The 26750-nt window shown below is 70.8% G+C and carries 25 protein-coding genes and 1 tRNA gene; 18 read left to right on the forward strand and 8 right to left on the reverse strand.

Annotation, left to right across the window (positions count from 1 at the left end; translation table 11 throughout):
• Nucleotides 1-25: 25 nt before the first annotated feature.
• Nucleotides 26-157 (reverse strand): hypothetical protein, encoded by a 132-nt coding sequence (locus CSC66_RS17705; RefSeq protein WP_274381868.1) that lies wholly within the window; start codon nucleotides 155-157, stop codon nucleotides 26-28.
• Between the two features lie 163 nt (nucleotides 158-320).
• Complete coding sequence (locus tag CSC66_RS11295; RefSeq protein ID WP_202935637.1) at nucleotides 321-1538, reverse strand: MFS transporter; 1218 nt, start codon at nucleotides 1536-1538, stop codon at nucleotides 321-323.
• Nucleotides 1539-1632: 94 nt separating this feature from the next.
• On the opposite strand from CSC66_RS11295, the gene CSC66_RS11300 reads away from it, so the two are divergent.
• From CSC66_RS11300 to obgE, 4 genes are all read left to right on the forward strand, one after another.
• Complete coding sequence (locus CSC66_RS11300; protein WP_162377500.1) at nucleotides 1633-2550, forward strand: LysR family transcriptional regulator; 918 nt, start codon at nucleotides 1633-1635, stop codon at nucleotides 2548-2550.
• 122 nt (nucleotides 2551-2672) lie between these two features.
• Nucleotides 2673-2981, forward strand: coding sequence for a 50S ribosomal protein L21 (rplU, locus tag CSC66_RS11305; RefSeq protein WP_162377501.1), 309 nt, complete (start codon nucleotides 2673-2675; stop codon nucleotides 2979-2981).
• Between the two features lie 19 nt (nucleotides 2982-3000).
• Nucleotides 3001-3261 carry a 50S ribosomal protein L27 gene (gene rpmA / locus CSC66_RS11310; RefSeq protein ID WP_052633028.1) on the forward strand — a complete coding sequence of 87 codons (261 nt, stop codon included), beginning with the start codon at nucleotides 3001-3003 and terminating at the stop codon, nucleotides 3259-3261.
• Nucleotides 3262-3433: 172 nt separating this feature from the next.
• Nucleotides 3434-4489 (forward strand): GTPase ObgE, encoded by a 1056-nt coding sequence (gene obgE, locus CSC66_RS11315; protein WP_162377502.1) that lies wholly within the window; start codon nucleotides 3434-3436, stop codon nucleotides 4487-4489.
• 109 nt (nucleotides 4490-4598) lie between these two features.
• On the opposite strand, the gene rpsT is transcribed toward obgE, so the two are convergent.
• Nucleotides 4599-4868, reverse strand: coding sequence for a 30S ribosomal protein S20 (gene rpsT, locus CSC66_RS11320; protein WP_052633033.1), 270 nt, complete (start codon nucleotides 4866-4868; stop codon nucleotides 4599-4601).
• A gap of 131 nt (nucleotides 4869-4999) precedes the next feature.
• Here rpsT and murJ point away from each other — a divergent pair, with 131 nt between their 5' ends.
• The 5 genes from murJ to ispH all read left to right on the forward strand — a co-directional run bounded on the left by murJ (nucleotide 5000) and on the right by ispH (nucleotide 12266).
• On the forward strand, nucleotides 5000-6610 hold the full coding sequence (murJ, locus tag CSC66_RS11325; RefSeq protein ID WP_162377503.1) for a murein biosynthesis integral membrane protein MurJ: 1611 nt from the start codon (nucleotides 5000-5002) through the stop codon (nucleotides 6608-6610).
• A gap of 100 nt (nucleotides 6611-6710) precedes the next feature.
• Nucleotides 6711-7754 (forward strand): bifunctional riboflavin kinase/FAD synthetase, encoded by a 1044-nt coding sequence (locus CSC66_RS11330; RefSeq protein WP_162377504.1) that lies wholly within the window; start codon nucleotides 6711-6713, stop codon nucleotides 7752-7754.
• Nucleotides 7755-7759: 5 nt separating this feature from the next.
• Nucleotides 7760-10606, forward strand: a complete 2847-nt coding sequence (gene ileS, locus CSC66_RS11335; protein WP_162377505.1) for an isoleucine--tRNA ligase — start codon at nucleotides 7760-7762, stop codon at nucleotides 10604-10606.
• 2 nt (nucleotides 10607-10608) lie between these two features.
• Nucleotides 10609-11130 carry a signal peptidase II gene (gene lspA / locus CSC66_RS11340; RefSeq protein WP_162377506.1) on the forward strand — a complete coding sequence of 174 codons (522 nt, stop codon included), beginning with the start codon at nucleotides 10609-10611 and terminating at the stop codon, nucleotides 11128-11130.
• Between the two features lie 185 nt (nucleotides 11131-11315).
• Nucleotides 11316-12266 carry a 4-hydroxy-3-methylbut-2-enyl diphosphate reductase gene (ispH, locus tag CSC66_RS11345; protein ID WP_162377507.1) on the forward strand — a complete coding sequence of 317 codons (951 nt, stop codon included), beginning with the start codon at nucleotides 11316-11318 and terminating at the stop codon, nucleotides 12264-12266.
• A gap of 113 nt (nucleotides 12267-12379) precedes the next feature.
• Here the strand turns inward: ispH and CSC66_RS11350 are convergent, their stop codons facing one another.
• Together CSC66_RS11350 and CSC66_RS11355 are read right to left on the reverse strand one after the other, a co-directional pair.
• Nucleotides 12380-14722, reverse strand: a complete 2343-nt coding sequence (locus CSC66_RS11350; RefSeq protein ID WP_162377508.1) for a DUF3772 domain-containing protein — start codon at nucleotides 14720-14722, stop codon at nucleotides 12380-12382.
• Nucleotides 14723-14889: 167 nt separating this feature from the next.
• Nucleotides 14890-14965 (reverse strand) — tRNA-Thr (locus CSC66_RS11355).
• Between the two features lie 151 nt (nucleotides 14966-15116).
• On the opposite strand from CSC66_RS11355, the gene radA reads away from it, so the two are divergent.
• Nucleotides 15117-16520, forward strand: coding sequence for a DNA repair protein RadA (radA, locus tag CSC66_RS11360; protein ID WP_162377509.1), 1404 nt, complete (start codon nucleotides 15117-15119; stop codon nucleotides 16518-16520).
• Complete coding sequence (locus CSC66_RS11365; protein ID WP_162377510.1) at nucleotides 16517-17098, forward strand: hypothetical protein; 582 nt, start codon at nucleotides 16517-16519, stop codon at nucleotides 17096-17098. Before radA ends, CSC66_RS11365 begins: the two co-directional genes overlap by 4 nt.
• 48 nt (nucleotides 17099-17146) lie before the next feature.
• On the opposite strand, the gene CSC66_RS11370 is transcribed toward CSC66_RS11365, so the two are convergent.
• Complete coding sequence (locus tag CSC66_RS11370) at nucleotides 17147-17935, reverse strand: cytochrome C assembly family protein (protein ID WP_162377511.1); 789 nt, start codon at nucleotides 17933-17935, stop codon at nucleotides 17147-17149.
• 229 nt (nucleotides 17936-18164) lie between these two features.
• Between CSC66_RS11370 and ffh the strand changes: the two genes are divergently transcribed.
• The 7 genes from ffh (at nucleotide 18165) to CSC66_RS11405 (ending at nucleotide 23328) form a co-directional block, all read left to right on the forward strand.
• A complete protein-coding gene (ffh, locus tag CSC66_RS11375) occupies nucleotides 18165-19538 on the forward strand; it encodes a signal recognition particle protein (protein ID WP_162377512.1) in 1374 nt (457 codons plus the stop codon).
• A gap of 43 nt (nucleotides 19539-19581) precedes the next feature.
• On the forward strand, nucleotides 19582-20406 hold the full coding sequence (locus tag CSC66_RS11380; protein WP_162377513.1) for an aminotransferase class IV: 825 nt from the start codon (nucleotides 19582-19584) through the stop codon (nucleotides 20404-20406).
• Nucleotides 20407-20528: 122 nt separating this feature from the next.
• Entirely contained in the window at nucleotides 20529-20789 is a 261-nt protein-coding gene (gene rpsP / locus CSC66_RS11385; protein ID WP_162377514.1) for a 30S ribosomal protein S16, read from the forward strand.
• A 53-nt stretch (nucleotides 20790-20842) separates the two neighbouring features.
• On the forward strand, nucleotides 20843-21373 hold the full coding sequence (rimM, locus tag CSC66_RS11390) for a ribosome maturation factor RimM (protein WP_162377515.1): 531 nt from the start codon (nucleotides 20843-20845) through the stop codon (nucleotides 21371-21373).
• 81 nt (nucleotides 21374-21454) lie between these two features.
• Nucleotides 21455-22222, forward strand: coding sequence for a tRNA (guanosine(37)-N1)-methyltransferase TrmD (gene trmD / locus CSC66_RS11395; RefSeq protein WP_162377516.1), 768 nt, complete (start codon nucleotides 21455-21457; stop codon nucleotides 22220-22222).
• A gap of 155 nt (nucleotides 22223-22377) precedes the next feature.
• A complete protein-coding gene (gene rplS / locus CSC66_RS11400) occupies nucleotides 22378-22785 on the forward strand; it encodes a 50S ribosomal protein L19 (protein WP_162377517.1) in 408 nt (135 codons plus the stop codon).
• Nucleotides 22786-22923: 138 nt separating this feature from the next.
• Complete coding sequence (locus CSC66_RS11405; RefSeq protein WP_162377518.1) at nucleotides 22924-23328, forward strand: RNA-binding S4 domain-containing protein; 405 nt, start codon at nucleotides 22924-22926, stop codon at nucleotides 23326-23328.
• 124 nt (nucleotides 23329-23452) lie between these two features.
• Here the strand turns inward: CSC66_RS11405 and CSC66_RS11410 are convergent, their stop codons facing one another.
• Nucleotides 23453-24058: a DUF937 domain-containing protein gene (locus CSC66_RS11410; protein ID WP_162377519.1), complete on the reverse strand. Its 606-nt coding sequence runs from the start codon at nucleotides 24056-24058 to the stop codon at nucleotides 23453-23455.
• 169 nt (nucleotides 24059-24227) lie between these two features.
• Nucleotides 24228-26468 carry a catalase/peroxidase HPI gene (gene katG / locus CSC66_RS11415; protein ID WP_162377520.1) on the reverse strand — a complete coding sequence of 747 codons (2241 nt, stop codon included), beginning with the start codon at nucleotides 26466-26468 and terminating at the stop codon, nucleotides 24228-24230.
• Nucleotides 26469-26750 lie beyond the last annotated feature (282 nt).

Consider the following 26750-nt stretch of genomic DNA (forward strand, 5'->3'; position numbering starts at 1 on the left):
CCACGTGGCTGCCGTGGCCCTTGCACTAGATCCGTGAGAAGGCCAGCGCCTGCGTGCCGGAGCCGGACCAGCCGGTGTCCGCGAGCAGCTTTTCGCCGGGCGGGTTGCGATCTATGTGCTTGAGGTTGTGGGTAGCGGCGCCGCGGATGGGGCTCATGTCCATGGCAATCGGGCAGGGGTTCCGTTGGGGGGCGGGGGAGGCCGTGCAGGACGACCAATCGATCAGCCTACCGGCCTCCCGATTTGGGGGCAATCACACCGGTTGCCAACCCTTGCCGGACCGGCGCTTCCGCTAAGGGCCGGAGCTGCCCGCCGCGTCCTCAGGCGCAGCCGCTGCCGTGCACGGGCAATGGCTGCGGCGCGCGCCGGGCCAGTGCCAGGCTCCACAGGGCCACGGCGAGCGCCGAGGCCGGGACCAGCGCGGCCACCCAGGGCAGGGAGGCCAGGCCGCCGCCGTGCGAGATCACCGCGCCGCCGAGCCAGGCGCCGAAGGCATTGCCGAGATTGAAGGCGCCGATGTTCAGGCTCGACGCCAGGCTTGGCGCATCCCCGGCCTGGCGCAGCACCCACAGTTGCAGCGGCGGCACGGTGGCGAAGGCGGCCGCGCCGAGCAGGCCGGTCGCCAGCACCATCGCCCACGGCAGGTGCAGGGCGAAGGCCATGCCGGCCATCACCAGCGCCAGCAGCGCCAGCGACGAAAGCAGGGCGGCTTCCAGGCGCCGGTCCGCCAGCCGCCCGCCGAGCAGGTTGCCGGCGATCATGCCGACGCCGAACACCAGCAGGATCGGCGACACCGCCGCTTCGGCGAACCCGGTCACTTCGGTGAGCAGCGGCTGGATGAAGGTGTAGACGGTGAACATGCCGCCGAAGCCCAGCACCGTCATCAGCAGGCCCAGCAGCACCTGCGGCCGCGCCAGCACGCGGAACTCGTCGCGGAACGCCGGCGCCGCGCGTTCGCCACGGTCGGCGGGCACCAGCGTGGCGATGACCAGCGTGGCGACCACGCCGATCGCGGCGACCGCCCAGAACGTGGCGCGCCAACCGGCCTGCAGGCCCAGCCAGGCGCCGGCGGGCACGCCGAGCAGGGTGGCCACGGTCAGGCCGGTGAACATGATCGAGATCGCCGACGCCTTGCGGTCTTCGCCGACCAGGCCGGTGGCGACCACGGCGCCGACCCCGAAGAACGTGCCGTGGGCGAGCGAGGTGACCACGCGCGCGGCCATCAGCACCGCGTAGTTCGGCGCCAGCGCGCAGGCGAGGTTGCCGAGGGTGAAGACCACCATCAGCGCCACCAGCACGGTCTTGCGCGGCATCCGGCCGGTCGCCGCGGTCAGCAGCGGCGCACCGAAGAAAACGCCCAGCGCATAGCCGGAGATCAGCAGCCCGGCGGCGGCGATGGAGACCCCCAGGTCGGTGGCGACCTGGGTCAGCAGGCCCATGATCACGAATTCGGTGGTGCCGATGCCGAACGCGCCGGCGGTGAGGGCGTACAGCGCGACCGGCATGCGGGAGCGGGGGGCGGCGGACAGGGAGGCCATGGCGGGACGGGTCCAGAGGGAGCGCCAGCCTGCGCCTTCCCTGTTATTCGAAAAACAGCGAACATGCCAATTCAATTTCAATGGGAAATTGATAATGGACCGAGTCGGCGACCTGGCCCTGTTCCTGCGCGTACTCGATCTGGGTTCGATCACCGCTGCCGCGCGCAGCCTGGACCTGTCGGTGGCGGTGGCCAGCCAGCGCCTGAAGCGGCTGGAGCGGGACCTGGGCGTGCGCCTGCTGCACCGGACCACGCGGCGCCTGCATCCGACCCCGGAAGGTGCCGAGCTGGCCCAGCGCGGCCGCCTGCTGGTGGAGGAGATCGAAGCGCTGGGCGCCGGCCTGCGCGAATCGGCGCAGCAGGTCGCCGGCACGCTGCGGGTCACCGCCTCGGCCTCCTTCGGCCGCCAGTACATCGCCCGGCTGCTGCCGGAATTCCTCGACCTGCATCCGCGGTTGCGGGTCAGCCTCGACCTGGACGACCGTTACGTGGACCTGGTCGGGGCCGGCTTCGACCTGGCGATCCGCATCGGCGCCCTGGGCGATTCCTCGCTGGTATCGCGGCAGCTGGCGGTCAACCGGCGGCTGCTGTGCGCGTCCCCGGACTACCTGGCGCGACGCGGCGCGCCGGCCACGCCCGCCGACCTGGCCGGCCACGACTGCGTCCTGCTGACCGGGCGGGATGGCCGCCAGGACGTCTGGACATTGCAGGGTACGGACGGACAGCGGATGGAGGTCCGGGTCGCCGGCCGCTTCGAGAGCAACTACGGCGAGGCGCTGCGCGACGCCGCCCTGGCCGGGCTGGGCATCGCCCTGCACTCGACCTGGCATGTCCACGAGGACCTGCGTGCCGGCCGGCTCCTGCCGGTCCTGTCCGGCTTCCCGGTCCCGTCCAGCGGCATCCATGCGGTCATGCCGGGTCGGCGCCAGGTCCCGCCCCGGGTCCGGGCCTTCGTCGAGTTCCTCGCCGGGCGGTTCGCGCCGCCGCCCTGGGAACCGGCCGGGGCAGGCTGAACAGCCGGACCGGCGGGGTGGGGGATGGTTGCGCGTAACCGACTGAATTCCCTATAATCCCGCTCCTGTCCGTCCTCGATGGCGGCAGAGCGACCACAATAACTACAGAGGAATGCCTGGTCATGTACGCAGTTCTGGTAACCGGCGGTAAGCAATACCGCGTGGCGCAGGGCGAAACGCTCCGCGTCGAGAAGCTCGAGGCCGATGCCGGCAGCGAGATCAAGTTCGACAACATCCTGATGCTGGGCGACAGCGACGGGATCAAGATCGGCGACGCGCTCAAGGGCGCGAGCGTGACCGCCAAGGTCGTGGCCCATGGCCGCGCCGACAAGGTCCGGATCATCAAGTTCCGCCGCCGCAAGCACCACATGAAGCGGCAGGGCCATCGCCAGCACTACACCGAAATCGAAATCACCGGCATCGCCGGCTAACTGCTAAGGAGAATCCGTCATGGCACACAAAAAGGGCGTAGGCTCCTCGCGCAACGGCCGCGATTCCAACCCGAAGTACCTGGGCGTCAAGATCTTCGGCGGCCAGGCCGTCGAGGCCGGCAACATCATCGTCCGCCAGCGCGGCACCCAGTTCCATCCGGGCGCCGGCGTCGGCCTGGGCCGCGACCACACGCTGTTCGCGCTGGTCGACGGCAAGGTCGAGTTCGGCACCAAGGGTGCGGCCAAGCGCCGTACCGTCAGCGTCGTCGCCGAAGCCTGATCCCCATGCCGCGCCCGGCGCGGCACGGTCCAGGCTGGGTTGGCGCAACGAAGGCCCCGCTCCGGCGGGGCTTTCCATTTCCGGCGGCCGCCTCCCATGGCGCGCCGCCGTCCGCGGCCGCCGCTAGACTGTGCCGGCCGCCGGCATCCCCCACTTTCCGGTCACCGCTCCCATGAAACTCGTCGACGAAGCTGAAATCGAAGTGATCGCCGGCAACGGCGGCAACGGCTGCGTCGGTTTCCGCCGCGAGAAGTTCATCCCGCTGGGCGGGCCGGACGGCGGCGACGGCGGCAGCGGGGGCAGCGTCTGGCTGGTCGCCGACGAGAACCTCAACACCCTGGTCGATTTCCGCCACGAGCGCAGCTTCCGCGCCCAGCGCGGCGAGAACGGCATGGGCCGGCAGATGTACGGCAAGGGTGGCGAGGACAAGGTGGTCACCGTCCCGGTCGGCACCGTGATCACCAACGTCGATACCGACGAGGTGATCGGCGACCTGACCCGCCACGGCGACCGCCTGCTGGTGGCCCGCGGCGGCAAGGGCGGGCTGGGGAACATGCACTTCAAGAGTTCGGTCAACCGCTCGCCGCGCCAGGCCACGCCGGGCGAGGCGGGCGAGCAGCGCACGCTGAAGCTGGAGCTCAAGCTGCTGGCCGACGTCGGCCTGCTGGGATTCCCCAACGCAGGCAAGAGCACCTTCATCCGCGCGGTCTCGGCGGCCACCCCGAAGGTCGCCGACTATCCCTTCACCACGCTCTATCCGAACCTGGGCGTGGTCAGCGTCGAGGCGCACCGCAGCTTCGTCATCGCCGACATCCCGGGGCTGATCGAGGGCGCGGCCGACGGCGCGGGCCTGGGCGCGCAGTTCCTGCGCCACCTGCAGCGCACCCGGTTGCTGCTGCACCTGGTCGACATCGCGCCGATGGAGGGTGGCGTCGAAGGCGTTTCGCCGGCCGAACAGGTGCGCGCGATCGAGCGCGAGCTGGGCAAGCACGATCCGGAGCTGCTGGCCAAGCCGCGCTGGCTGGTGCTGAACAAGGCCGACCTGATGTTCGAGGACGAGGCCGCCGAGCGTGCGGCGCAGATCGTGGCCGAACTGGGCTGGGAGCAGCCCTGGTTCCTGGTCTCGGCGCTGGGCCGCGAAGGCACCTGGCCGATCATGCTCGAGGTGATGGCGTTCCTGGACCGGCAGCGGGTGGCCGAACTCGAAGCGCGCGACGAGGCGCACTGAGTCCGTGCTCGGGATCGGGGTAGGACAGACGACGAAAAACCCGGCCGGAGCCGGGTTTTTCGTTGCGCCGATGATTCGCGGTCGCGGCCCGCAGGCCGGCGTGCGCGGATCAGGCGGCCTTGATCGCCTTGATGCGGGCGGTCAGGCGGCTCTTGTGGCGGGCGGCCTTGTTCTTGTGGATCAGGCCGCGCGAGCTGAAGCGGTCCAGCAGCGGCTGGGCGACGGCGTAGGCGGCCTCGGCGCCGGCGGCGTCGTTGGCGTCCAGGGCCTTGAGGACCTTCTTGACGGCGGTGCGGAGCTGCGAACGCTGGGCGGTATTGCGCGCGTTGCGCACGACCGTCTGCTTGGCGCGCTTCTTGGCGGACTTGATGTTGGCCACGGCGGTGGATTCCTGGAAAACTGTTGCGGATACGGTGTGGTGGGATACAGCGAACGCGAAATTATGGCGGATTCAATCACTTGGGTCAACAACCCCGGCCGGGGGCAGGCCCGGCCGGGGGAGGTCGGCCGATGAGCGGCCACCGCCTGCTGCGCTCGACCTCGGTCATCTCGGCCATGACCTTCCTGTCGCGGGTGTCCGGCCTGGTGCGCGACCAGGTCTACGCCCATGTGTTCGGCGCCGGCGGGGCGATGGACGCCTTCTTCGTCGCCTTCCGGGTGCCGAACTTCATGCGCCGGCTGTCGGCCGAGGGCTCGTTCTCGATGGCCTTCGTCCCGGTGCTGGCCCAGTACCGGGAAAAGCGCACCCACGCCGAGGTCAAGCAGCTGGTGGATCGGGTGGCCGGCACCCTCTCCGCGGCGCTGCTGGCCATCACCGCGCTGTTCCTGGTGCTGGCCCCGCAGATCGCCCGGGTCCTGGCGCCCAAGTTCGACGCCGGCCAGCAGGCGCTGCTGGCGCAGCTGCTGCAGGTCACCTTTCCCTACGCGCTGTTCATCTCGCTGGCCTCGCTGGCCGGCGGGATCCTGAACAGCTACCGGCGGTTCGCCATCCCGGCGCTGTCGCCGGTCCTGCTGAACCTGGCGATGATCGCCGCGGCGCTGTGGCTGGCGCCGCTGATGGGCGGCTCGGTGGTGGCGCTGGGCTGGGGCGTGTTCGCCGCCGGCATCCTGCAGCTGGCCTTCCACGTGCCGTCCCTGCTGAAGCTGGGCCTGCTGCCGCGGCCGCGCTGGGGCACGGCGCACGAGGGGGTGCGGCGGATCATGAAGCTGATGGTGCCGACCCTGTTCGGCGCCTCGGTGGTGCAGTTCAACCTGCTGCTCAACACCTGGGTGGCCGCGATCCTGGTCAGCGGCAGTGTCAGCTGGCTGTACTACAGCGACCGCCTGCTCGAGTTTCCGCTGGGCATGTTCGGCGTGGCGATCGGCACGGTGATCCTGCCGCACCTGTCCTCGCGCCACGCCGCCACCGACCCGGAAGGGTTCTCGCGCGGGCTCGACTGGGGCCTGCGCCTGTGCGTCCTGATCGGCGTGCCGGCGGCGCTGGGCCTGATCCTGTGCGCCGGTCCGCTGGTGGCGACCCTGTTCCAGTACGGCCGCTTCGGTGCCGACGACGCGCGCATGAGCGCCTGGAGCCTGATGGCCCAGTCCACGGCGGTGCCGGCCTTCCTGCTGGTGAAGGTGCTGGCCCCGGCCTTCTACTCGCGTCAGGACACCCGTACGCCGGTGCGCGCGGCGGTGGTCTCGGTGCTGGTCAATGCGGCAGCGACCCTGCTGCTGTTCGCCGGGCTGGTGTTCGCCACCGACGCCGGCCGCGCGGCGCTGGACGCCAATGCCGGCAGCCCGCTGCGGGCACTGGCCTCGATCGAGGGCGCGCATGCGCTGCTGGCCCTGGCCATCGCCATCGCCGGCTGGGTCAACGCGCTGCAGCTGGCGTGGCTGCTGCGCAGGGCGGGCGTGTACCAGCGCCAGCCGGGCTGGGGGCGGCTGCTGCGGCAGGTGGCCGTGGCGGCGCTGGGCCTGGTGGTCCTGGTGCTGGCCCTGCGCGGTGTATGGCCGGACTGGAGCGGCTGGAGCTGGTGGGCGCGCGGCTGGCGGCTGTCGCTGCTGGTCGGCGGCGGCGCGGCCGTCTACGTCGGGCTGCTGCTGCTGCAAGGGCTGCGCCCGCGCGACCTGCGCGGCTGAAGGCCGAAACGGCCAGGCGCCTCCCGCTATACTTCGGCGTTCGGTCCCGGACCGGCGCCGTGTCGGCGTCGCGGGCGCTCCAGCGATCATGACCAGATAGATGAGCAGGCTGTTCCGTGACGTCGATGGCGGGTCCTTGTACCCGCGCGGCAGCGTGGTCTGCATCGGCGCCTTCGACGGCCTCCACCTGGGCCACCGGGCGCTGGTGCGCCACGCGGTGGCGCGTGCGCAGTCGCTGGGCCTGCCGGCGGTGGCGCTGAGCTTCGAGCCGTTGCCGCGCGAGTTCTTCGCCCGCGACACCCCGCCGCCGCGGCTGACCCTGCCTCGCGACCGGGTCCAGGCGTTGCTCGGCCTGGGCATCGACCGGCTCGGGCTGCTGCGCTTCAACGCGGCATTGGCGGCGATGCCGGCCGAGGCGTTCGTCCGTCGCGTGCTGGCGGGGCGCCTGGGCGCGCGCGAGGTGTGGATCGGCCCGGAGTTCCGGTTCGGCAACCGACGCGGAGGCGACCTGGCCTTGCTGCAGGACATGGGCCAGGCGCTGGGCTTCGCCGCGGGCGAGATCGAACCGGTGCACGTGCACGGTGAGCGCGTGTCGAGCACGCGCATCCGCGAGGCGTTGCGCGCAGGCGATTTCGACAAGGCCGCCGCGCTGCTTGGTCGCCCCTACGCGATCGGCGGCCGGGTGGTGCGCGGCCGCCAGCTGGGCCGCACGCTGGGCTATCCCACCGCCAACCTGCGCTTTCCCAAGACCCCGGCGTTGTCCGGGATCTACGCGACCTGGGTGCATGGCGCCGGTCCGCGGCCGTTGCCGTCGGTGTCCAGCTTCGGCACCCGGCCGACGGTGGAGGGTGTCGAGCCGCTGCTGGAGGCCCACCTGTTCGATTTCAGCGGCGACCTGTACGGGCGCCACCTGCAGGTCGAGTTCGTCGCCAAGCTGCGCGACGAGGAAAAGTTCGCCGACCTGGAGTCGCTGACGGTGCAGATGCACCGCGATGCGGCGCAGGCGCGCAGCCTCCTTGCCGGCACCGCTGCTCCTTTCCCGTCGGATGTACAGGCGGGTGCGGATCCCGAGACCGCCAAACCCTTCCCCGACGCCACGCACGACGACGTGGCTTTCCCAACCAACGCCGCCGCGCGACGGTAGATGCCGTGACCCAAGACTACAAAGCCACCCTCCACCTGCCGGCCACGGATTTCCCGATGCGCGGCGACCTGCCCAAGCGCGAGCCGGACACCCTGGCGCGCTGGGAGGCCGACGGCCTGTACGCGCAGCTGCGCGCCAACGCCAAGGGGCGGCCGCTGTTCGTGCTGCACGACGGCCCGCCCTACGCCAATGGCGCCATCCACCTGGGCCATGCGGTCAACAAGATCCTCAAGGACATCATCGTCAAGTCCAAGTACCTGGCCGGCTTCGACGCGCCATACATCCCCGGCTGGGACTGCCATGGCCTGCCGATCGAGATCGCGATCGAGAAGAAGTTCGGCAAGGTCGGGGTCAAGCTCGACGCCACCGAGTTCCGGCAGAAGTGCCGCGAGTACGCCGAATCGCAGATCGAGATCCAGCGCAAGGACTTCAAGCGCCTGGGGGTGATCGGCGACTGGGACAACCCGTACAAGACGCTGAACTTCCGCTTCGAGGCCGACGAGATCCGCGCGCTGGCCAAGATCGTCGACAACGGCCACCTGACCCGCGGCGTCAAGCCCGTGCACTGGTGCTTCGATTGCGGCTCGGCGCTGGCCGAGGCGGAGATCGAATACCAGGACAAGGTGTCCCCGGCGGTCGACGTGGCCTACGCCGCGCGCGATGCGCAGGCGGTGGGGGCGGCGTTCGGGGTGCAGGTGCCGGCGGACGTCGAGGTCGCGATTCCGATCTGGACCACTACGCCATGGACGCTGCCGGCGTCGCTGGCGATCTCGCTCGGGCCCGACCTGGAATACGCCCTGGTCGAAGGTCAGGCGCATGGCGGCCAGCGTCGCTGGCTGGTGCTGGCCGACGCGCTGGCCGAGCGCGCGCTGCAGCGCTACGGCATGGCCGGTGTCACCGTGCATGGCCGGATCAAGGGCGCGGCGCTGGAAAACCTGCTGTTCGCCCATCCCTTCTACGATGACCGCGACATTCCGGCGATCCTCGGCGACCACGTGTCGGCCGACGACGGCACCGGCGCCGTGCACACCGCGCCCGGCCACGGCCAGGACGACTACGTGGTCGGCAAGGCCTATGGCCTGATCGACAAGTACACCGCCGCGCAGCTCAATCCGGTCGACGGACGCGGCGTGTACCTGCCGTCGACGCCGCCCGCGCACGGCGTGGAACTGGCCGGCCTGCACATCTGGAAGGCCAACGACACGATCATCGAGGTGTTGCGCGCCAGCGGCGCGCTGCTGGCGGCGACCAGGCTCGAACACAGCTATCCGCACTGCTGGCGGCACAAGACGCCGATCGCGTTCCGCGCCACGCCGCAGTGGTTCATCTCGATGACCCAGGCCAACCTGCGCGCCGACGCGCTGGCCGCCATCGAGACGGTGAAGTGGTATCCGGAGTGGGGCAAGGCCCGCATCGCCGGCATGGTCGACGGCCGCCCGGACTGGACGATCTCGCGCCAGCGCACCTGGGGCGTGCCGATCGCGCTGTTCGTGCACCGCGAAACCGGCGAGCCGCATCCGCGCAGCACCGAACTGATGCGCCAGGTCGCCGACAAGGTGGAGCAGGGCGGCGTCGATGTCTGGTACACGCTGGACCCGGCCGAACTGCTCGGCGCCGAGGCGGGCGACTACGACAAGATCACCGACATCCTCGATGTCTGGTTCGATTCGGGCGTGACCCACGAAGGCGTGCTGCTGGAGCGCGGCCTGGGCAAGCCGGCCGACCTGTACCTGGAGGGCTCGGACCAGCACCGCGGCTGGTTCCAGTCCTCGCTGCTCACCGGCGTGGCCATCGACAAGGCGGCACCCTACAAGCAGTGCCTGACCCACGGATTCACCGTGGACGAGCACGGCCGCAAGATGTCCAAGTCGCTGGGCAACGGCATCGAGCCGCAGGACATCATGAAGACCCTGGGTGCGGACATCCTGCGCCTGTGGATCGCTTCGGCCGACTACAGCAACGAGATGTCGCTGTCGCAGGAGATCCTCAAGCGCAATGCCGATGCCTACCGGCGCCTGCGCAACACCGCGCGCTTCCTGCTGGCCAACCTGCACGGCTTCGATCCGGCGCGCGACCTGCGCCCGCTGGAAGACATGGTCGCGCTGGACCGCTGGATCGTGCATCGCGCCTTCGAGGTGCAGGAGAAGATCAAGGACGCGTACGCGCGCTACGACTTCGCCGGCATCGTGCAGGCCCTGCTGAACTTCTGCAGCGTGGACCTGGGTTCGCTGTACCTGGACGTCACCAAGGACCGCCTGTACACGATGGGCGAGGATTCGCGCGGCCGGCGCAGCGCGCAGAGCGCGATGTACCGCATCGCCGAGGCCTTCGTGCGCTGGATCGCGCCGGTGCTCAGCTTCACCGCCGACGAGCTGTGGGGCTACCTGCCGGCGACCACCGAAAGCGGCGCGCGCGCGGGCAACGTGCTGTTCGCCACCTGGTACGAGGGCCTGGCTCCGCTGCCGGCCGATGCCCAGCTGGGCGCGGCCGATTTCGATCGCCTGCTGGTCCTGCGCGAGCAGGTGGCCAAGGTGCTCGAGCCGATGCGCGCCAACGGCCAGATCGGTGCGGCGCTGGAAGCGGAGATCACGGTGACCGCCGGTGCCGACACCGCCGCCCATCTGCAGCCGCTGGCCGAGGAGCTGCGCTTCCTGCTCATCAGCGGCGACGTTACGGTGGTGGCGGCACAGACGGACGACATCTTCGTCAGTGCCCAGCCCACGACCAAGGCCAAGTGCGTACGCTGCTGGCACCACCGTGCGGACGTCGGCGTGGACGCGTCGCATCCGGAGCTGTGCGGGCGCTGCGTATCCAACATCCAGGGTCCCGGCGAGGATCGCAGGTGGTTCTGAGCATGAAGACGACGCGACCCAAGCCCAATGCGATGTCCTGGCTGCTGCTGTCGGCGGCCATCATTGTCGCCGACCAGTGGACCAAGGCCTGGGTGCTGTCCAGCCTGCCCGAGTACACCGCCGTGCCGGTGATTGACGGCTTCTGGAACTGGTACCGCACGTACAACACGGGCGCGGCCTTCAGTTTCCTGGCCGACGCCGGCGGCTGGCAGGCCATCTTCTTCACCGTGCTGGCGTTCGCCATCTGCGGCCTGCTGGGCTGGTGGCTGTGGCGCACCCCGCGCGGCGACTGGCGCCAGGCGCTGCCGTATTCGCTGGTGATCGGCGGGGCGCTGGGCAATGTCATCGACCGCCTGGTCCACGGCCACGTGGTGGATTTCATCCAGTGGCACTGGCGCGGGCATTACTGGCCGGCATTCAACCTGGCCGACGCGGCGATCGTGGCCGGGGCCGTCGGTATCGCCTTGTTCGGGGTGTTCGACGGCAAGCGCAAGCCGTCGGCAGCGGGGAAGGCGGGGAAGTAAGCGCGGCCGGCTCGCCGGCAGCATTCCTCACAACCCCGCCGGCCCGGCGTCGCCTCCGCGTACGGGCCTGGGCCCTTCGGGGCGGCGCCGCTGGCTGGCGCCGGGTGCCGCTTCGCCCGCCGGGAGGAGCGCCTCTCCCACCCATTCAGCCCAGTGGCATGGCTCTCTTCGGTAGACTGGATTCCATGGACGTCATCCTCGCCAACCCCCGCGGCTTCTGCGCCGGCGTCGATCGCGCGATCGAGATCGTCAAGCGCGCCATCGAGACCCTGGGCGCCCCGATCTACGTGCGCCACGAAGTGGTGCACAACCGTTTCGTGGTCGACGACCTCAAGGCCCGCGGCGCGGTGTTCGTCGAGGAGCTGGACGAGGTGCCGGACAACGCCACGGTGATCTTCAGCGCCCACGGCGTCTCCCGGGCGGTGCGCGAGGAAGCGGACCGGCGCGGGCTCAAGGTGTTCGATGCGACCTGCCCGCTGGTGACCAAGGTCCATCTGGAAGTGTCGCGCCATTGCCGGGCCGGCCGCGACGTGGTGCTCATCGGCCACGCCGGACATCCGGAAGTGGAGGGCACCATGGGCCAGTGGAGCCGCGAGGGGGCCAGCGGCCGCATCTACCTGGTCGAGGACATCGACGACGTCGCCACGCTGCAGGTTGGCCAGCCGGAGAACCTGGCCTACACCACCCAGACCACGCTCTCGGTGGACGACACGCGCGGGATCATCGAGGCACTGAAGGCGCGCTTCCCGGCGGTCCAGGGGCCGCGGCACGACGACATCTGCTACGCCACCCAGAACCGCCAGGATGCGGTGCGCGAGCTGGCCGGGCGCTGCGACCTGGTGCTGGTGGTCGGCTCGCCGAACAGCTCCAACTCCAACCGGCTGGCCGAGCTGGCCCGGCGCGAAGGCGTGGAGTCGTACCTGATCGACGGCGCGCACGAGATCGACCCCGCGTGGGTGGCCGGCAAGCGCCATATCGGCCTGACCGCCGGGGCCTCGGCGCCGCAGGTGCTGGTCGACGGCGTCATCGCACGCTTGCGCGAGCTGGGCGTGCAGGGCGTGAGCGAGCTGGATGGCGAGCCGGAAGACATGGTCTTCGCCCTGCCCAAGGAATTGCGGCTGCGCCTGGTGTCGTAGAGCGGGGCTTGCCCCGCTGTTTGCCTCTTCGCCACGCGGGAGCAGCGGGGCAAGCCCCGCTCTACCACGTCACCGGCGACCACGGCCCCGCCGAAGCGGGCGACCGACCGCAGCTACACCATCCGGATGTTCAGCTCGCGCAGCTTGCGCAGGATCTCGAACAGCAGCGCGCTGCGGGTTGCCGCCGCCTGGCGCGGCGTGGCGACGAAGCCGGTCGCGCTGAACATGACCTGGCCCTTGTCGGAGATGCCGTCAATCAGAACGCTCGGCGCCGGCGCCTCGAGGATGCCCGGGTGTTCGCGGAATGCCTCCAGCAACAACTCGCGCACCAGGTCCGAGTCGGTCGTCAGCGGCATCGGCAGCACGATCTTCACCAGGCCCTCGGCATTGGAGAAGGTGCGGTTGCGCACGGTCTTGGTGATCAGCTCGGAATTGGGCACCAGCACCGTGGTGCGGTCGCCGGTCTGGATCTCGGTCGCGCGCACGTTGATTCGCCGGATGTCGCCCTCCGCATCGCCGACCACCACCCAGTCGCCGACCTTCACCGGCCGCTCCGCCAGCAGGATCAGGCCGGAGATGAAGTTCTGCACGATCGCCTGCAGGCCGAAACCGATACCGACCGACAGCGCGCTGGCGATCCAGGCGATGCGCTCCAGGCCCACGCCGATGGCCGCCAGGGCCATGGCCACCGCCAGCACCATGGTGGCGTAGCCGAACAGGGTGACGACCGAGGCACGCATGCCCTCGTCCATCTTCGTGGTCGGCAGGTAGCGGCGGGCGAGCCAGCGCTTGACCAGGTGGAAAACGCCGGTCGCCAGCAGGAACACCCCGATCGCGCGGACGACATTGGCCGGGCTGAGCACGAGCTGGCCGATGGTGATGCCGCGGGCGAGGCCGAGCGCGCGCTCGACCAGGCCCTCGCCACTGGCCCCATAGGGCATGGCGAGCGCGATCAGGCCCAGCAGCACCAGTAGCGTGCGCAGCAGGGCCGAGGCGACCACCGCGATGCGCTCGACATGGCGCGGGTCCAGTCCGAAGCGGTCGTTGATCCGGCGGCCGGCCACGCCCTTGGCGCCGAGCAGCGCGCACACCAGGTCGTCGATGAAGCGCATGCTCAGGTACAGCGTCGCCAGGACCACGCCGGCCCACAGGATCTGCAGGGCGATGAAGCCGGACAACGCCACGTGGCCGGTGAGCAGGCCGATCAGGCAGATCGATACGCCGACCCAGCCGATGCTGATGGCGACGTTGATCCACGGGCGGAAATGCGGCTTGGCCGTGGCCGGCGGCGATTCGCCTGCGGGTGCCGGCGCCCGTTCCGAGCGCGATTGCAGGCGATGCACGCGGACCAGTGCCAGCAGCACCACCGAAGTGGATGCCAGTGCCGCCAGCGCGGTGAAGGCGACGGCCAACGGCAGACTGGCATTGACCAGCTCGGCCAGCGCCTGAGGGAAGCGGGCGATCACGATCGCGAGCGCGGCCGCCAGGGGCAGCGGCCGCAGCGCACGCGCACCGGCATCGGAGATCGCAGGCAACCGCCACGAGGGGCTGCGGACGGCGAGCAGCACCGCGCCCAGCGTGGTCACGAAGGTCGCGAACACCAGCAGCCCGCCGGCGAGATCGGCCAGCTGCGCGACCGCCGGCGGGGCGTCCGCCGGCAGCAGGGCCGCCCGCAGGAGGCCGACGATCCACAACGCCGCCAGGGTCGAAAGCAGCAGCCGCGCCATCGCCGGTGCCGACCGGCGCAGCGGCCCGGCGGGGATGTACCTGCCCACCAGGCGCGGCACGCGGCGTGCGCCGAACCAGCCGATCGCCACGGCGACCAGGACCGCCAGCGCCAGGTAACCGAGCGACCTTTGCGGGCTGGCGCGCCAGTGCGTGGCCACCGCCTGGCTGGCGTCACGCCAAAGGGCGCCGAAGCGCGCTTCGTCGCGGGCTTGGCTGTCGGCCAGGTCGCGCCACAGGCGAGGACTCCACGGCGGCGTGGTCCGCACCGACAACCTCTGGTGGAAGCTGTCCTGGCGCGCGGCGGCGATGCGGTCCAGCAGCTGGGCGCTTTCCACCGAGGCCAGCCGGGCCTGGCGCAGTTCCGCGTCCACCTGGTTCCGTTGGCGCTGCAGGTCGCGGCGCTCGCGCGTGACTTCGGCCGCTTCCTGGCCTTGGCCGGCCGGGCTTTCGCCAAGCTCGGCCAGGCGTGCGTCCAGGCTCTGCAGCTCCGGGCTGCGCTCGGCGATGGTCTGCTCGGCCTGGCCCTGGATCTTCAGTACGGCCTCGCGCGTCTCCTGCAGTGCACGGTCGTCGTCCTTCCCCTTCTGCTCGTCGAGCCGGGCGCCGATCTGTTCCAACTGCTGGCGGGCCCGTTCCAGCGATGGCGCCTGCGCCGTCGCCGGCCAGGTCCAGGCCGCCAGCAGCAGCATCGTCAGCAGGGCCGGCAGGATCGGGAGGCGGTAGCGCATGCGTTACGCGGGAGGCGGGGGAAGGGGGGCTAAGTTAGCACCGCCCCGGTGATCCCCCGTGCAGGGATCGGGTTCGCCGGCGCCGCGGGGCACGCGCCGGCCGGTGCATGGGGCTGGCCGCCCCAGGAACGACAAGGCCCCGCCGAAGCGGGGCCTTGTCGCGCATCTGGTGCCGGAAACAGGAGTCGAACCTGCGACCTACGCATTACGAATGCGCCGCTCTACCAACTGAGCTATTCCGGCGTTGCCGGGCCGCGCGGGCGCGTCCGGGGGCGGAATTCTAACGGTTCGCGGACGGGCAGGCCAGCGGAACGATGCCGGCGGCGCTCGAGTCTCGCCAGTGGAGACGGTGCACCGCTACATTGGCCTCCCGCTTTCCCTGTCCGCCGGTACCGTGGCCAAACTCTCATCCAAGTCCGCCGCCCGCACCGCCTACGTCTGTGGCGAGTGCGGCGCCGAATACACCAAGTGGCAGGGCCAGTGCGGCGAGTGCGGCGCCTGGAACACGCTCTCGCAGGTGGTGCTGGAGCCGGCCGCCGCTGCGGGCGCCGGCGCCGGGCCGGCGGCAGCGCGGCGTTCCGGCTGGGCCGGCAAGGTCGATCCGCCCAAAGTCACCGCGCTCAAGGACGTCAGCCAGGCCGCCGAAGTGCGCGTGTCCACCGGCATCGGCGAGCTGGACCGGGTGCTGGGCGGGGGGCTGGTCGAGGGTGCGGTGGTACTGGTCGGCGGCGACCCGGGCATCGGCAAGTCGACCCTGCTGCTGCAGGCGCTGGCGAAGATGGCCGCGCAACTGCCGGCGCTCTACGTCACCGGCGAGGAATCGCTGGCCCAGGTCGCCGGCCGCGCCGTGCGCCTGGACCTGCCGCTGGACAACCTGCAGGCGCTGGCCGAGACCGGCATCGAAGCGATCCTGCAGCACGCCTCGGCAGCGCAGCCGAGGCTGATCGTGGCCGACTCGGTGCAGACCCTGTGGACCGAAACCCTGACCGCCGCCCCCGGTTCGGTCAGCCAGGTACGCGAGAGCGCGGCAAGGCTGGTGCGCTACGCGAAGGAGACCGGAACCGCCGTGTTCCTGGTCGGCCACGTGACCAAGGAGGGCGGCATCGCCGGCCCGCGCGTGCTCGAGCACATGGTCGACGCGGTCCTGTATTTCGAGGGCGAGAGTGGCAGCCGATTCCGGGTACTGCGCGCGTTCAAGAACCGCTTCGGCGCGGTCAACGAGCTGGGCGTGTTCGCGATGGGCGACAAGGGGCTGAAGGAAGTGCCCAATCCCTCGGCGATCTTCCTGTCCGGCAGTTCGCAGCAGCCCGGCAGCTGCGTGATGGTCACCCGCGAGGGCACCCGGCCGCTGCTGGTGGAAGTGCAGGCGCTGGTCGATGCCTCGCCGCTGTCGAATCCGCGCCGGGTCGCGGTGGGCCTGGAGCAGAACCGGCTGGCGATGCTGCTGGCGGTGCTGCACCGGCACGGCGGCGTGGTGGTCGGCGACCAGGACGTGTTCGTGAACGTGGTCGGTGGCATCCGCGTGCAGGAAACCGCGGCCGACCTGCCGGTGCTGCTGGCGGTGCTGTCGTCGCTGCGCGACCGGCCGCTGGCGGACAAGACCGTGGCCTTCGGCGAGGTCGGCCTGTCCGGCGAGATCCGGCCGGTGCCCAATGGCGAGGAGCGGTTGCGCGAGGCGGCCACGCACGGCTTCCGTCGCGCGATCGTGCCGAAGGCGAACGTGCCCAAGGCCGCGCGCTTCAAAGACATGGAAGTGATCGCGGTCGAGCGCCTCGCCGACGCGCTGGAACAGGCGTGAGCCACGCGGCGCCGCCGGCGGCGCCCGCGCGGTGGTGGGTGCGCTGGCCCTCGCTGCTGCTGCATCCGTTCGCGGTGTTCGCGTTGCTCACCCTGGTCGCCGCATGGCGCCTGGACCCGGCTGCGCTGCCGCGCGCGATGGCGGGCATGGCGGTGGTGGTGGCGATCGTGTGGGCGTTCGCGTGGTGGCGCTGGCGCAGCGGGCGCTGGAGCACGGTCGATGCTTCGCGCGCGCAGGAGCGGCCGCTGCTGTATGCGATCGCGCTGTCGCTGGCCGGCGCCTACTGGCTGTGGATCGGGGGCCGCGCCTCGGCGATGTCGACCGGAGTGCTGTCAGCCATCGCCATGCTGTGCATCGCCGGGCTGGCCAACCGCTGGATCAAGCTGTCGCTGCACATGGCCTGCCTGGTGTTCGCCGGCGTGGTGCTGCTCGGCCTGTGGCGACCGCTGGGCCTGGTGTTGCTGGCCTGCGTGCCGCTGCTGGCCTGGTCGCGGCTGCGCCTGGCCCGCCATACGTGGGTCGAGGTGCTGGGCGGTTCGGTGCTGGGTGCGCTGGCCGGCGCACTCCTGCTCCCGTAGAGCGGGGCTCGCCCCGCTGCTGGCGCATCCCGGAGCGGGTCGCCGCGGTCAGGGCCGGCCCAGCACCAGCTCCAGCACGAACTTGCTGCCGAAGAACGACAACAGCAGCAGCGCCATCGCGGTCAGCGTCCAGTGCACCGCGCGCACCCCGCGCCAGCCGTAGCGCCAGCGGCCCAGCAGCAGGCCGCCGAACACCAGCCACGACAGCACGCTGAGCACGGTCTTGTGGACCAGGTGCTGGGACAGGAAGTCTTCGACGAACAGCACGCCCGTCAGCAGGGTCAGGGTCAGCAGCAGGAAGCCGACGGCGATCGTGCGGAACAGCACCGTCTCGAGCTGGGTCAGCGGCGGCAGGGCGCGCAACCAGGCGTGGAACTCACGCCGGCGCAGCGCGCGTTCCTGCAGCCACAGCATCGTCGCCAGCAACGCGGCGATGGCCAGGGTGGCGTAGGCCAGCAGTGCCAGCCACGCGTGCAGCTGCAGGCGCCAGTCCAGAGCCGGCGAGGGCGCGTGGCCGTGGCCGTGGTAGATCAGCAGCATCGCGGCCGCCAGCGGAAACACCACCACGCCCACCGCCGCCGTGCCGCGCGCGCCGACCAGCACGGTCATGGCCGCCATGCCCAGCGCGACGAGCGACAGCGCCGAATAGAAATGCAGGTCCGGACCGCCGGCCGTCCGCCAGGCGACCATCGCGTGGTAGCCGGCATGCAGGACCACGGCCGCCAGCGCCAGCCAGCGCCAGCCCCCGCTACCATCCGGCCGCTCGCGCGGCACCGAACGCAGCAGCAGCCCGGTGGCCACGAAGTAGGCAAGCACGGCGATGAGAACGATTGTCATCGAACGAGTGTCGCACAAGGTCGCGAGGCGGCGGAATGGCCGCGTTGCCACGGGCCCCCGGCGGCCCCGGGGCCGGAAGCGTCCCGATCGTCGCGACCCCGGCTGGTGCCGGTGGCACGCCGCCCCGGCCGTCGAATCGCGGCGTCGCCAGAGCGGGCGCATGCGCGCCCGGGCCGGTTGCCGGCGCCGGCTATAATCTGCGGCCGCTTTCCCCGCATCGGTCCGCCCCATGTTCGAATCCCTGACCCAGCGCCTGTCCGGCACCCTAGAGCGCCTGCGTGGCCGTGGACGGCTGACCGAGTCCAACATCACCGAGGCCGTGCGCGAGGTGCGCATCGCGCTGCTCGAAGCCGACGTGGCCCTGCCGGTCGTCCAGGCCCTGATCCAGCGGATCAAGGTCCGCGCGGTCGGCCAGGAGGTGCTGAAGTCGCTGACCCCGGGCCAGGCCCTGATCAAGGTCGTGCGCGACGAGCTGACCGCGGTGATGGGCTCGGCCGCCAGCGACCTCAACCTCAACGTGCCCGCGCCGGCGGTGATCCTGATGGCCGGCCTGCAGGGCGCCGGCAAGACCACCACGGTGGGCAAGCTGGCCCGGCACCTGAAGGACAAGCGCAAGAAGAAGGTGATGGTGGTCAGCGCCGACGTCTACCGCCCGGCCGCGATCGAGCAGCTCAAGACCCTGGCCGAGCAGACCGGCGTGCTGTTCTTCCCGTCCGACGCCGGGCAGAAGCCCGAGGACATCGTCCGTGCCGCCATCGCCGATGCGCGCAAGTCCTTCGCCGACGTGCTGATCGTCGACACCGCCGGCCGCCTGGCCATCGACGCGGCGATGATGGCCGAGATCAAGGCGCTGCACGCGGCGGTCAATCCGGTCGAGACCCTGTTCGTGGTCGACGCGATGACCGGCCAGGACGCGGCCAACACCGCCAAGGCGTTTTCCGAGGCGCTGCCGCTGACCGGCGTGGTCCTGACCAAGACCGATGGCGACGCCCGCGGCGGCGCGGCGCTCTCGGTGCGCTACATCACCGGCAAGCCGGTCAAGTTCGTCGGTACCGGCGAGAAGGTCGACGGCCTGGATGTGTTCCACCCCGACCGCGTGGCCGCGCGCATCCTCGACATGGGCGACGTGCTCTCGCTGGTCGAGCAGGTCGAGCAGACCGTCGACCAGGAAAAGGCGGCCAAGCTCGCCGCCAAGGTCGCCAAGGGCAAGAAGTTCGACCTCAACGACATGCGCGACCAGCTCGAGCAGATGCAGAACATGGGCGGCATCGCCGGCCTGATGGACAAGCTGCCCGGCCTGGGCCAGGTGCCGGAGCACCTGAAGGCGCAGGTGTCGCAGAGCAAGGAAGTGCCGCGGATGATGGCGATCATCGGCTCGATGACGCCCAAGGAGCGGCGCAACCCGGACCTGCTCAATGGCTCGCGCCGGGCCCGCATCGCGCGCGGTTCGGGCACCACCCCGGCAGACGTCAACAAGCTGCTCAAGCAGTACCAGCAGATGGAAAAGATGATGGGCAAGCTGGGCCGCGGCGGCATGAAGGGGATGATGCGCGGGCTGCAGGGCATGATGGGCGGCGGCATGGGCCGCATGCCGTTCCGCTGAGCGGTCCGGTGCACGCGGCGGCTCCGGCGTTGGCTTCGCTGCGGTGAGCTCGCCGGGCGAACCTGTCGTCCTGCTCAACGGCCAGCAGGCCGGCGCCGACGCGCTGCGCGTCCTCGCCCAGTCCAACTACGGGCACTTCACTTCCCTGCAGGTGCGCGGCGGTGCGGTGCAGGGGCTGGACATGCACCTGGACCGCCTGCGCCAGGGCAATGCCGAACTGTTCGATGCCGGCCTGGATGCCGGTGCGGTCGTCGGCTGGATGCGCCAGGCCGCCCTCGCCCGGGGGGGCGACTGCTCGATGCGGGTGACGCTGTTCTCGCGCCGGTTCGACCATCGCCAGCCCTTGCGGCCGGTGGCGGTCGACGTGCTGGTGGTCGCCTCCGCGCCACTGGTGCCGACGGCTGCCCCGCTGCGCCTGCAGACCCGCTGCTTCGTCCGTCCGGTGCCGCAACTCAAGCACGTGGGCACGTTCCCCTTGTCCCACCACCGCCGCCAGGCGCTCAAGGCCGGGTTCGACGACGCCCTGTTCGTGGATGGCGAGGGCCCCGGCGCGGCGGTCTCGGAGGGATCGTTCTGGAACATCGGCTTCTGGGACGGCGACCAGGTGGTCTGGCCGCAGGCGCCCGCGCTGCGCGGCACCAGCGAGCGGCTGCTGCAGCAGGGCCTGGTCCAGGCCGGGATCGCCCAGGTGGTCCGGCCCGTGGCGCGGGCCGGGCTGGGAGATTTCCTCGCGGCCTTCGCCACCAACGCCAACGGCGTCCAGCCCGTCGCGTCGATCGACCGGATCGGCTACGCGGCGGCGGCGCAGGACGCGGTCCTGGCGCTGCTGGCCGATGCCGGGGGCAGGGCGCCCTGGGAGCCGCTGTAGGCGCCCAGGGCTGAATCCCGGGTGCCGTACGGGCGGGCGCGGGTTGTCCACCCCGGCCGGGTCCCCTACAATTGCCGGCTTACCTCGCCACCCTGGCGACTGGGCAACACCGAGAAACCACCATGGTCAAGATCCGTCTCACCCGCGGCGGCGCCAAGAAGCGCCCGTTCTACCACATCATCGTCACCGACTCGCGCAGCGCCCGCGACGGCCGCAACATCGAGCGCGTCGGTTACTACAACCCGGTCGCGTCCGGCAACGACCAGCGCATCGTGCTGGACATCGCCCGCGTCGACCACTGGGTCGGCAATGGCGCGCAGCTGACCGACAAGGTCCGCAACCTGTACAAGGAAGCGACCAAGGCCCAGGCGACCGCCGCCTGATCCGGCCCGGCCGCCGGTTCGCCGGTGGCCCTGTTCCTCCCGGAACGCACTGCATGAACGACGACGCGCGCTCCACCACGCCCCGCAAGCTGGTCCTGCTGGGTGCGGTGTCGGGCGCCGTCGGCGTGCGTGGCGACGTCAAGCTGCAGTCCTGGACCGAGCCGCGCGCGCAGATCCTCCGCTACCAGCCGTGGATCCTGCGCTCGGCCAACGGCGTCGAGCGCGAGGTGCAGGGCGTGCGCGGTCGTGACGGCGGCAAGCACGTCGTCGCGACGGTGCCCGGCGTCAGCGACCGCGACGCGGCCGAAGCCCTGCGCGGCACCGAGATCCTGGTCCCGCGCGAAGCCCTGCCGCCGCCAGCACCGGGCGAGTACTACTGGGTCGACCTGGAAGGCCTGCGCGTGGTCACCGTCGAGGGCGTGGCCCTGGGCGAGGTCTCGCACCTGCTGTCGACGGGCGCCAACGACGTGATGGTGGTGCGCGGCGAACGCGAGCGCATGCTGCCGTTCGTCCAGCCCGATTACGTGAAGTCGGTGGACTTCGAGTCCGGCACGATCACCGTCGACTGGGATCCCGAGTTCTGAGGGCGTCCGCCCGCGTGGCGGATCGCCTGTTGCCAGTACACCAGCCAGTACGCCATGCCGGCCTCGCCGGCGGGAGTCACGATGCGCATCGACATCGTCAGCCTGTTCCCCGAGTTCGTCGACCAATGCGCCGCGTTCGGCGTGGTCGGTCGCGCGCGCGAACGCGGGCTGCTGTCGCTGCACGGCTGGAACCCCCGAGACCACGCCGAGGGCAACTACCGCAAGGTGGACGACCGCACCTTCGGCGGCGGGCCGGGCATGGTCATGCTGGTCGAGCCGCTGCGCCGCTGCCTGGCGGCGATGCGCGGGGCCGATCCGGTGCGACCACGCGTGGTCTACCTGAGCCCGCAGGGGCGCCGGCTGGACCAGGCCAAGGCCCGCGAGCTGGCCGCGTTGCCGCGCCTGGCCCTGCTGTGCGGGCGCTACGAGGGCATCGACGAGCGCCTGGTCCAGGCAGAGGTCGACGAGGAACTGTCGATTGGCGATTACGTCCTGTCCGGCGGCGAACTGGCCGCGGCGGTGGTCGTCGATGCGGTCGCGCGGTTGCAGGACGGGGTCCTGAACGACGCCGGTTCGGCCGAGCAGGACAGCTTCGAGGACGGCCTGCTGGACTGCCCGCACTACAGCCACCCGGTCGAGCACGCCTATGGCACGGTGCCGGAGGTGCTGCGCTCGGGCAACCACGCCGCTATCGCCCGCTGGCGCCGGCAGCAGGCACTGGGCAGGACCTGGCTGCGGCGCCCGGACCTGCTTGAGGGCCGGATCCTGTCGAAGGCCGACCAGAAGCTGCTGGACGACTGGCGCCAGGAGCACGCCGGGGACGCGCCGGATGGGTTCCGGGGCAGGTAGCCCGCGGCCGCCAAAGCGGCTACAATACCTGGTTCCTGCGGGCGGCTCCGCCCTGGCTGGACCCCATAACAATCACGTGCGGCGCAATTCTGCGACCGCATCGGCCCGAGTTGTCGACCACGACACGCCCACCCGAACACATTGAGTCGGTCACCATGAGCAAGCTGAACAAGTCCATCGTCGCGGAATTCGAATCCGCCCAGATCACCCGCGAACTGCCGAAGTTCAGCCAGGGCGACACCGTCGTGGTGAACGTCAAGGTCAAGGAAGGCAACCGCGAGCGCGTGCAGGCCTATGAAGGCGTGGTCATCGCGATCAAGAACGCCGGCCTGAACTCCTCGTTCACCGTGCGCAAGATCTCGCACGGCTATGGCGTCGAGCGCGTGTTCCAGACCCACAGCGCCACCATCGACTCGGTCGACGTGAAGCGCCGCGGCAAGGTCCGCGCCGGCAAGCTGTACTACCTGCGTGGCCTGGAAGGCAAGGCCGCCCGCATCAAGGAAGACCTGGCCGCGGTGGCCAAGGCCAAGGCCGAAGCCAAGGCCGAGAAGGCCGCCGGCTGATCGCGCCCTTCCGCGCTGCGATACCGCGACGGCCGCCCCAGGGCGGCCGTTCGCGTTCAGGGTCGACGACGGCACCTGCCGCTACCCTGGACCCGGGCCCGGCGCGGCACGGCCGGCAAGGAACCCGCGGAGAACGAGATGACTGACGCGCTTCCTCCGAACCCGGTGCGGCTGGACGTGTGGCTGTGGGCCGCGCGCTTCTTCAGGACCCGCAGCCTGGCCAAGCAGGCGGTGGAAACCGGCAAGGTGGACGTGGCCGGCCAGCGCCCCAAGTCTTCGCGCGCGGTACGCGTGGGCGACACGTTGCAGGTCACCCGCGGCGAGGAAGTCTTCGATGTGGTCGTCCTCGACCTGAGCGACACGCGTGGCCCCGCCCCCGTGGCCCGGGCGCTCTACGCCGAAACCGATGCGTCCCGGGCGCGCCGCGAGCAGCAACGTTTGCAGCGCGCTGCCATGCGCGATGGCTACAGGCCGCCCGAACACAAGCCGGACAAGCGCGCCCGTCGCCTGATCCAGGCGCTGGGCGACATCGACGCGCTCTAGGCCCTCATCGGCCGGTGCCCGTAGAGCCGGGCTTGCCCGGCTACCCTGCGCGGCCCGGCGGCGAGTGGAAAGAGCCGGGGCGGCATAGCGGGGCGAACCCGCTGCATGCGGCACCGACAGGCCTTCAGCGTCTCCCGCCGAACAGTCCCATGCCCAGGTTGAGCAGGTCGCTGGCATCGACGTCGCCGTCGCCGTCCTGGTCGAGCAGCGCGTCGAGCGCGCCGCCGCCTGCGCGCTGGCGCACCTGCGTGCGCTCCTGGCCGAGCAGCTCGCCCAGGCCGCCGGCATCCAGGCCTTGGCGCGCGCTGCGGTTGGCCAGGAATGACATCACGATCGGCGCGAGCATCGCCAGCAGCTGCATCGCCTGGCCGCTCCCCAGGCCGGTGGCCTGGCCCAGGCCCTGGGCGGTGCGCGGCTCCGCCCGGCCCAGGACGTGGCCGAGGATCGCGGCGCCATCGGTCTGCCGCGAAGTGCCGCCGCCGAGCACGGCCCCCAGCACGCTGCCCAGGTCCATGCCACCGCCATGGTCGCGCTGGAGCGCTCCGTACAGGGCTTGCGCGCCCTGCGGCTGGGCGCTGTTGCGGCCCAGGGCGCCAAGCAGAAGCGGCAGGGCGGCGGCGACCGCGTTGCCGGTCTGGTCCGGGTCGGTGCCCAGTTGGCGCGACAGCTGCTGCAGCGGGGCGCCCTGCAGCTGGGCGAGCAGTTCTTCGGTGAGCAGGGGCTGGTTCATGGCGTTCTCCTTGCCCGGTCGGGAGGCCAAGATACGCCTGCCGCACCGGCCGATGGGGCGCGCGCCGACCGGCGGGCGGTGCGGTTGGCGCTGCCCGCGCGGGCGGGAGGCGAATGGCGTGGCCCAGTGCGTTGCACGCGCCGGGCCACGCCGCTGTGGTCGCCGGGTGTCAGCGCAGGTCGAAGCGGTCGAGCTCCATGACCTTGTGCCAGGCGGCGACGAAGTCGTCGACGAACTTCCTTTCGCCGTCGCTGCTGGCGTAGACCTCGGCCAGCGCGCGCAACACCGAGTTGGAACCGAACACCAGGTCCACGCGGCTGCCGGTCCATTTCACCTGGCCGGTCCTGCGGTCGCGTCCCTCATAGGCGTTGGCGCCGGTCGCCCTCCATTCCGTGCCCATGTCCAGCAGGTGGCGGAAGAAGTCATTGCCCAGTACGCCCGGGCGCTCTGTGAACACGCCGGCCGACGAGCCATCCACATTGGCGCCGAGCACGCGCAGCCCGCCGACCAGCGCGGTCATCTCCGGTGCGGTGAGGGTGAGCTGTTGCGCCTTGTCGACCAGCAGGTGCTCGGCCGGCACCGCCGAGGTTCCGCGCAGGTAGTTGCGGAAGCCGTCGGCATACGGCTCCATCACCGCGAAGGACGCCACGTCGGTCTGGTCCTGGCGCGCGTCGGTGCGGCCCGGCGAGAACGGCACGCGGACCTCGAAGCCGGCGGCCTTCGCCGCCTGCTCCACGCCCGCGCCGCCGGCCAGCACGATCAGGTCGGCCAGGGAAATCTTCCTGCCGCCGGGCGCGTCGATGTTGAAGTCGGCCTGGATGCGCCTGAGCGCCCTGAGCACCTTGTCCAGTTGCGCCGGCTGGTTGACCGCCCAGTCCTTCTGCGGCGCCAGCGCGATGCGCGCGCCATTGGCGCCGCCGCGCTTGTCGCCGCCGCGGAAGGTCGAGGCCGAGGCCCAGGCGGTGGATACCAGTTCGGCGACCGACAGGCCGGCGTCGGCGATCTTCTTCTTCAGCGCGTCGACGTCGCCCGCTTCGACCAGCGGGTGGTCCACGGCCGGGACCGGGTCCTGCCAGATCAGTTCTTCCTTCGGCACTTCCGGGCCGAGGTAGCGCGCGCGCGGCCCCATGTCGCGGTGGGTCAGCTTGAACCAGGCGCGGGCGAAGGCATCGGCGAACGCCTGCGGGTTCTCGAGGAAGCGCCTGGAAATCGGCCCGTAGATGGGGTCGAAGCGCAGCGACAGGTCGGTGGTGAGCATCTTCGGCCGCTGCTTCTTCGCCGGGTCGTGCGCGTGCGGCACGTCTTCCGGCGCGTCCTTGGCCACCCACTGGTGGGCGCCGGCCGGCGACTTCTCCAGCTCCCACTCGAAGCCGAACAGGTTCTCGAAGAACTTGTTGCTCCACAGCGCCGGGGTTTGGGTCCAGGTGACCTCCAGGCCGGAGGTGATGGTGTCGGCGCCCTTGCCGCTGCCGTGGCGGTTGGCCCAGCCCAGCCCCTGCAACTCGAGGTCGGCCGCTTCGGGCTCGACGCCGACGTTCTCGGCGCTGGCCGCGCCGTGGGTCTTGCCGAAGGAGTGGCCGCCGGCGATCAGGGCCACGGTCTCCTCGTCGTCCATCGCCATGCGGCCGAAGGTATCGCGGATGTCCTTGGCGGCGAGCAGCGGGTCGGGATTGCCGTCCGGGCCTTCCGGGTTCACGTAGATCAGGCCCATCTGCACTGCGGCCAGCGGGTTCTCAAGGTCGCGGGTGTGCTTGACCATGCTGTCGTCATCCTTGACCAGCACGCCGTGCTTGTCGTCCACGCCGGGCGAGCCGCGCGAATAGCGCTCGTCGCCGCCCAGCCACTTGGTCTCGCGGCCCCAGTACACGTCCAGGTCCGGCTCCCAGGTGTCCTCGCGGCCGGCGCCGAAGCCGAAGGTGCGGAAGCCCATCGTCTCCAGCGCGACGTTGCCGGCCAGGATCATCAGGTCGGCCCAGGAAATCTTCTGGCCGTACTTCTGCTTGACCGGCCACAGCAGGCGGCGCGCCTTGTCCAGGCTGACGTTGTCCGGCCAGCTGTTGAGCGGGGCGAAGCGCTGCTGCCCGCGGCCGCCGCCGCCGCGGCCATCGCCGATGCGGTAGGTGCCGGCGCTGTGCCAGGCCATGCGGATCATCAGCCCGCCGTAATGGCCGAAGTCGGCCGGCCACCAGTCCTGCGAATCGGTCATCAGCGCGCGCAGGTCCTTCTTCAGCTCGTGGTAGTCGAGCTTCTTGAACTCGGCGGCGTAGTCGAAATGGCCGCCCAGGGGGTTGGATCGCGCGGAGTGCTGGTTGAGCAGGTCCAGGCGCAGCTGGTTGGGCCACCAGAAGCGGTTGCTGGTGCCGCCGCCGGCGGCGGCGTGGTTGACCGGGCACTTGTTCTCGGTAGACATGGCATCGTTCCTTGGTTCGCGTGTGCGCCGGCCCGGTCGCGATCGCGACCGGGGACCGTACGATGGAATCGCCTGGCGATGACGGTTCAGGGTCGGGGTTGTCCTCCCTTGCGCCCGGCGTTGCGTCGCCCGTGCGTGTGTAAGCCAGCCCACCTTATGCCGGCGGTGCAGGCGAGGTGAAATCGAATGATCCTAAAGATCCCATGTGCATTGACTATCGCTATGCGTGGCATCCATTCGTGCGACCGATGAGCCGACCAGGATGCGGGGTGGACGCAGGTC

This window comes from Pseudoxanthomonas kaohsiungensis, assembly GCF_010211765.1.
Lineage (GTDB): Bacteria > Pseudomonadota > Gammaproteobacteria > Xanthomonadales > Xanthomonadaceae > Pseudoxanthomonas > Pseudoxanthomonas kaohsiungensis.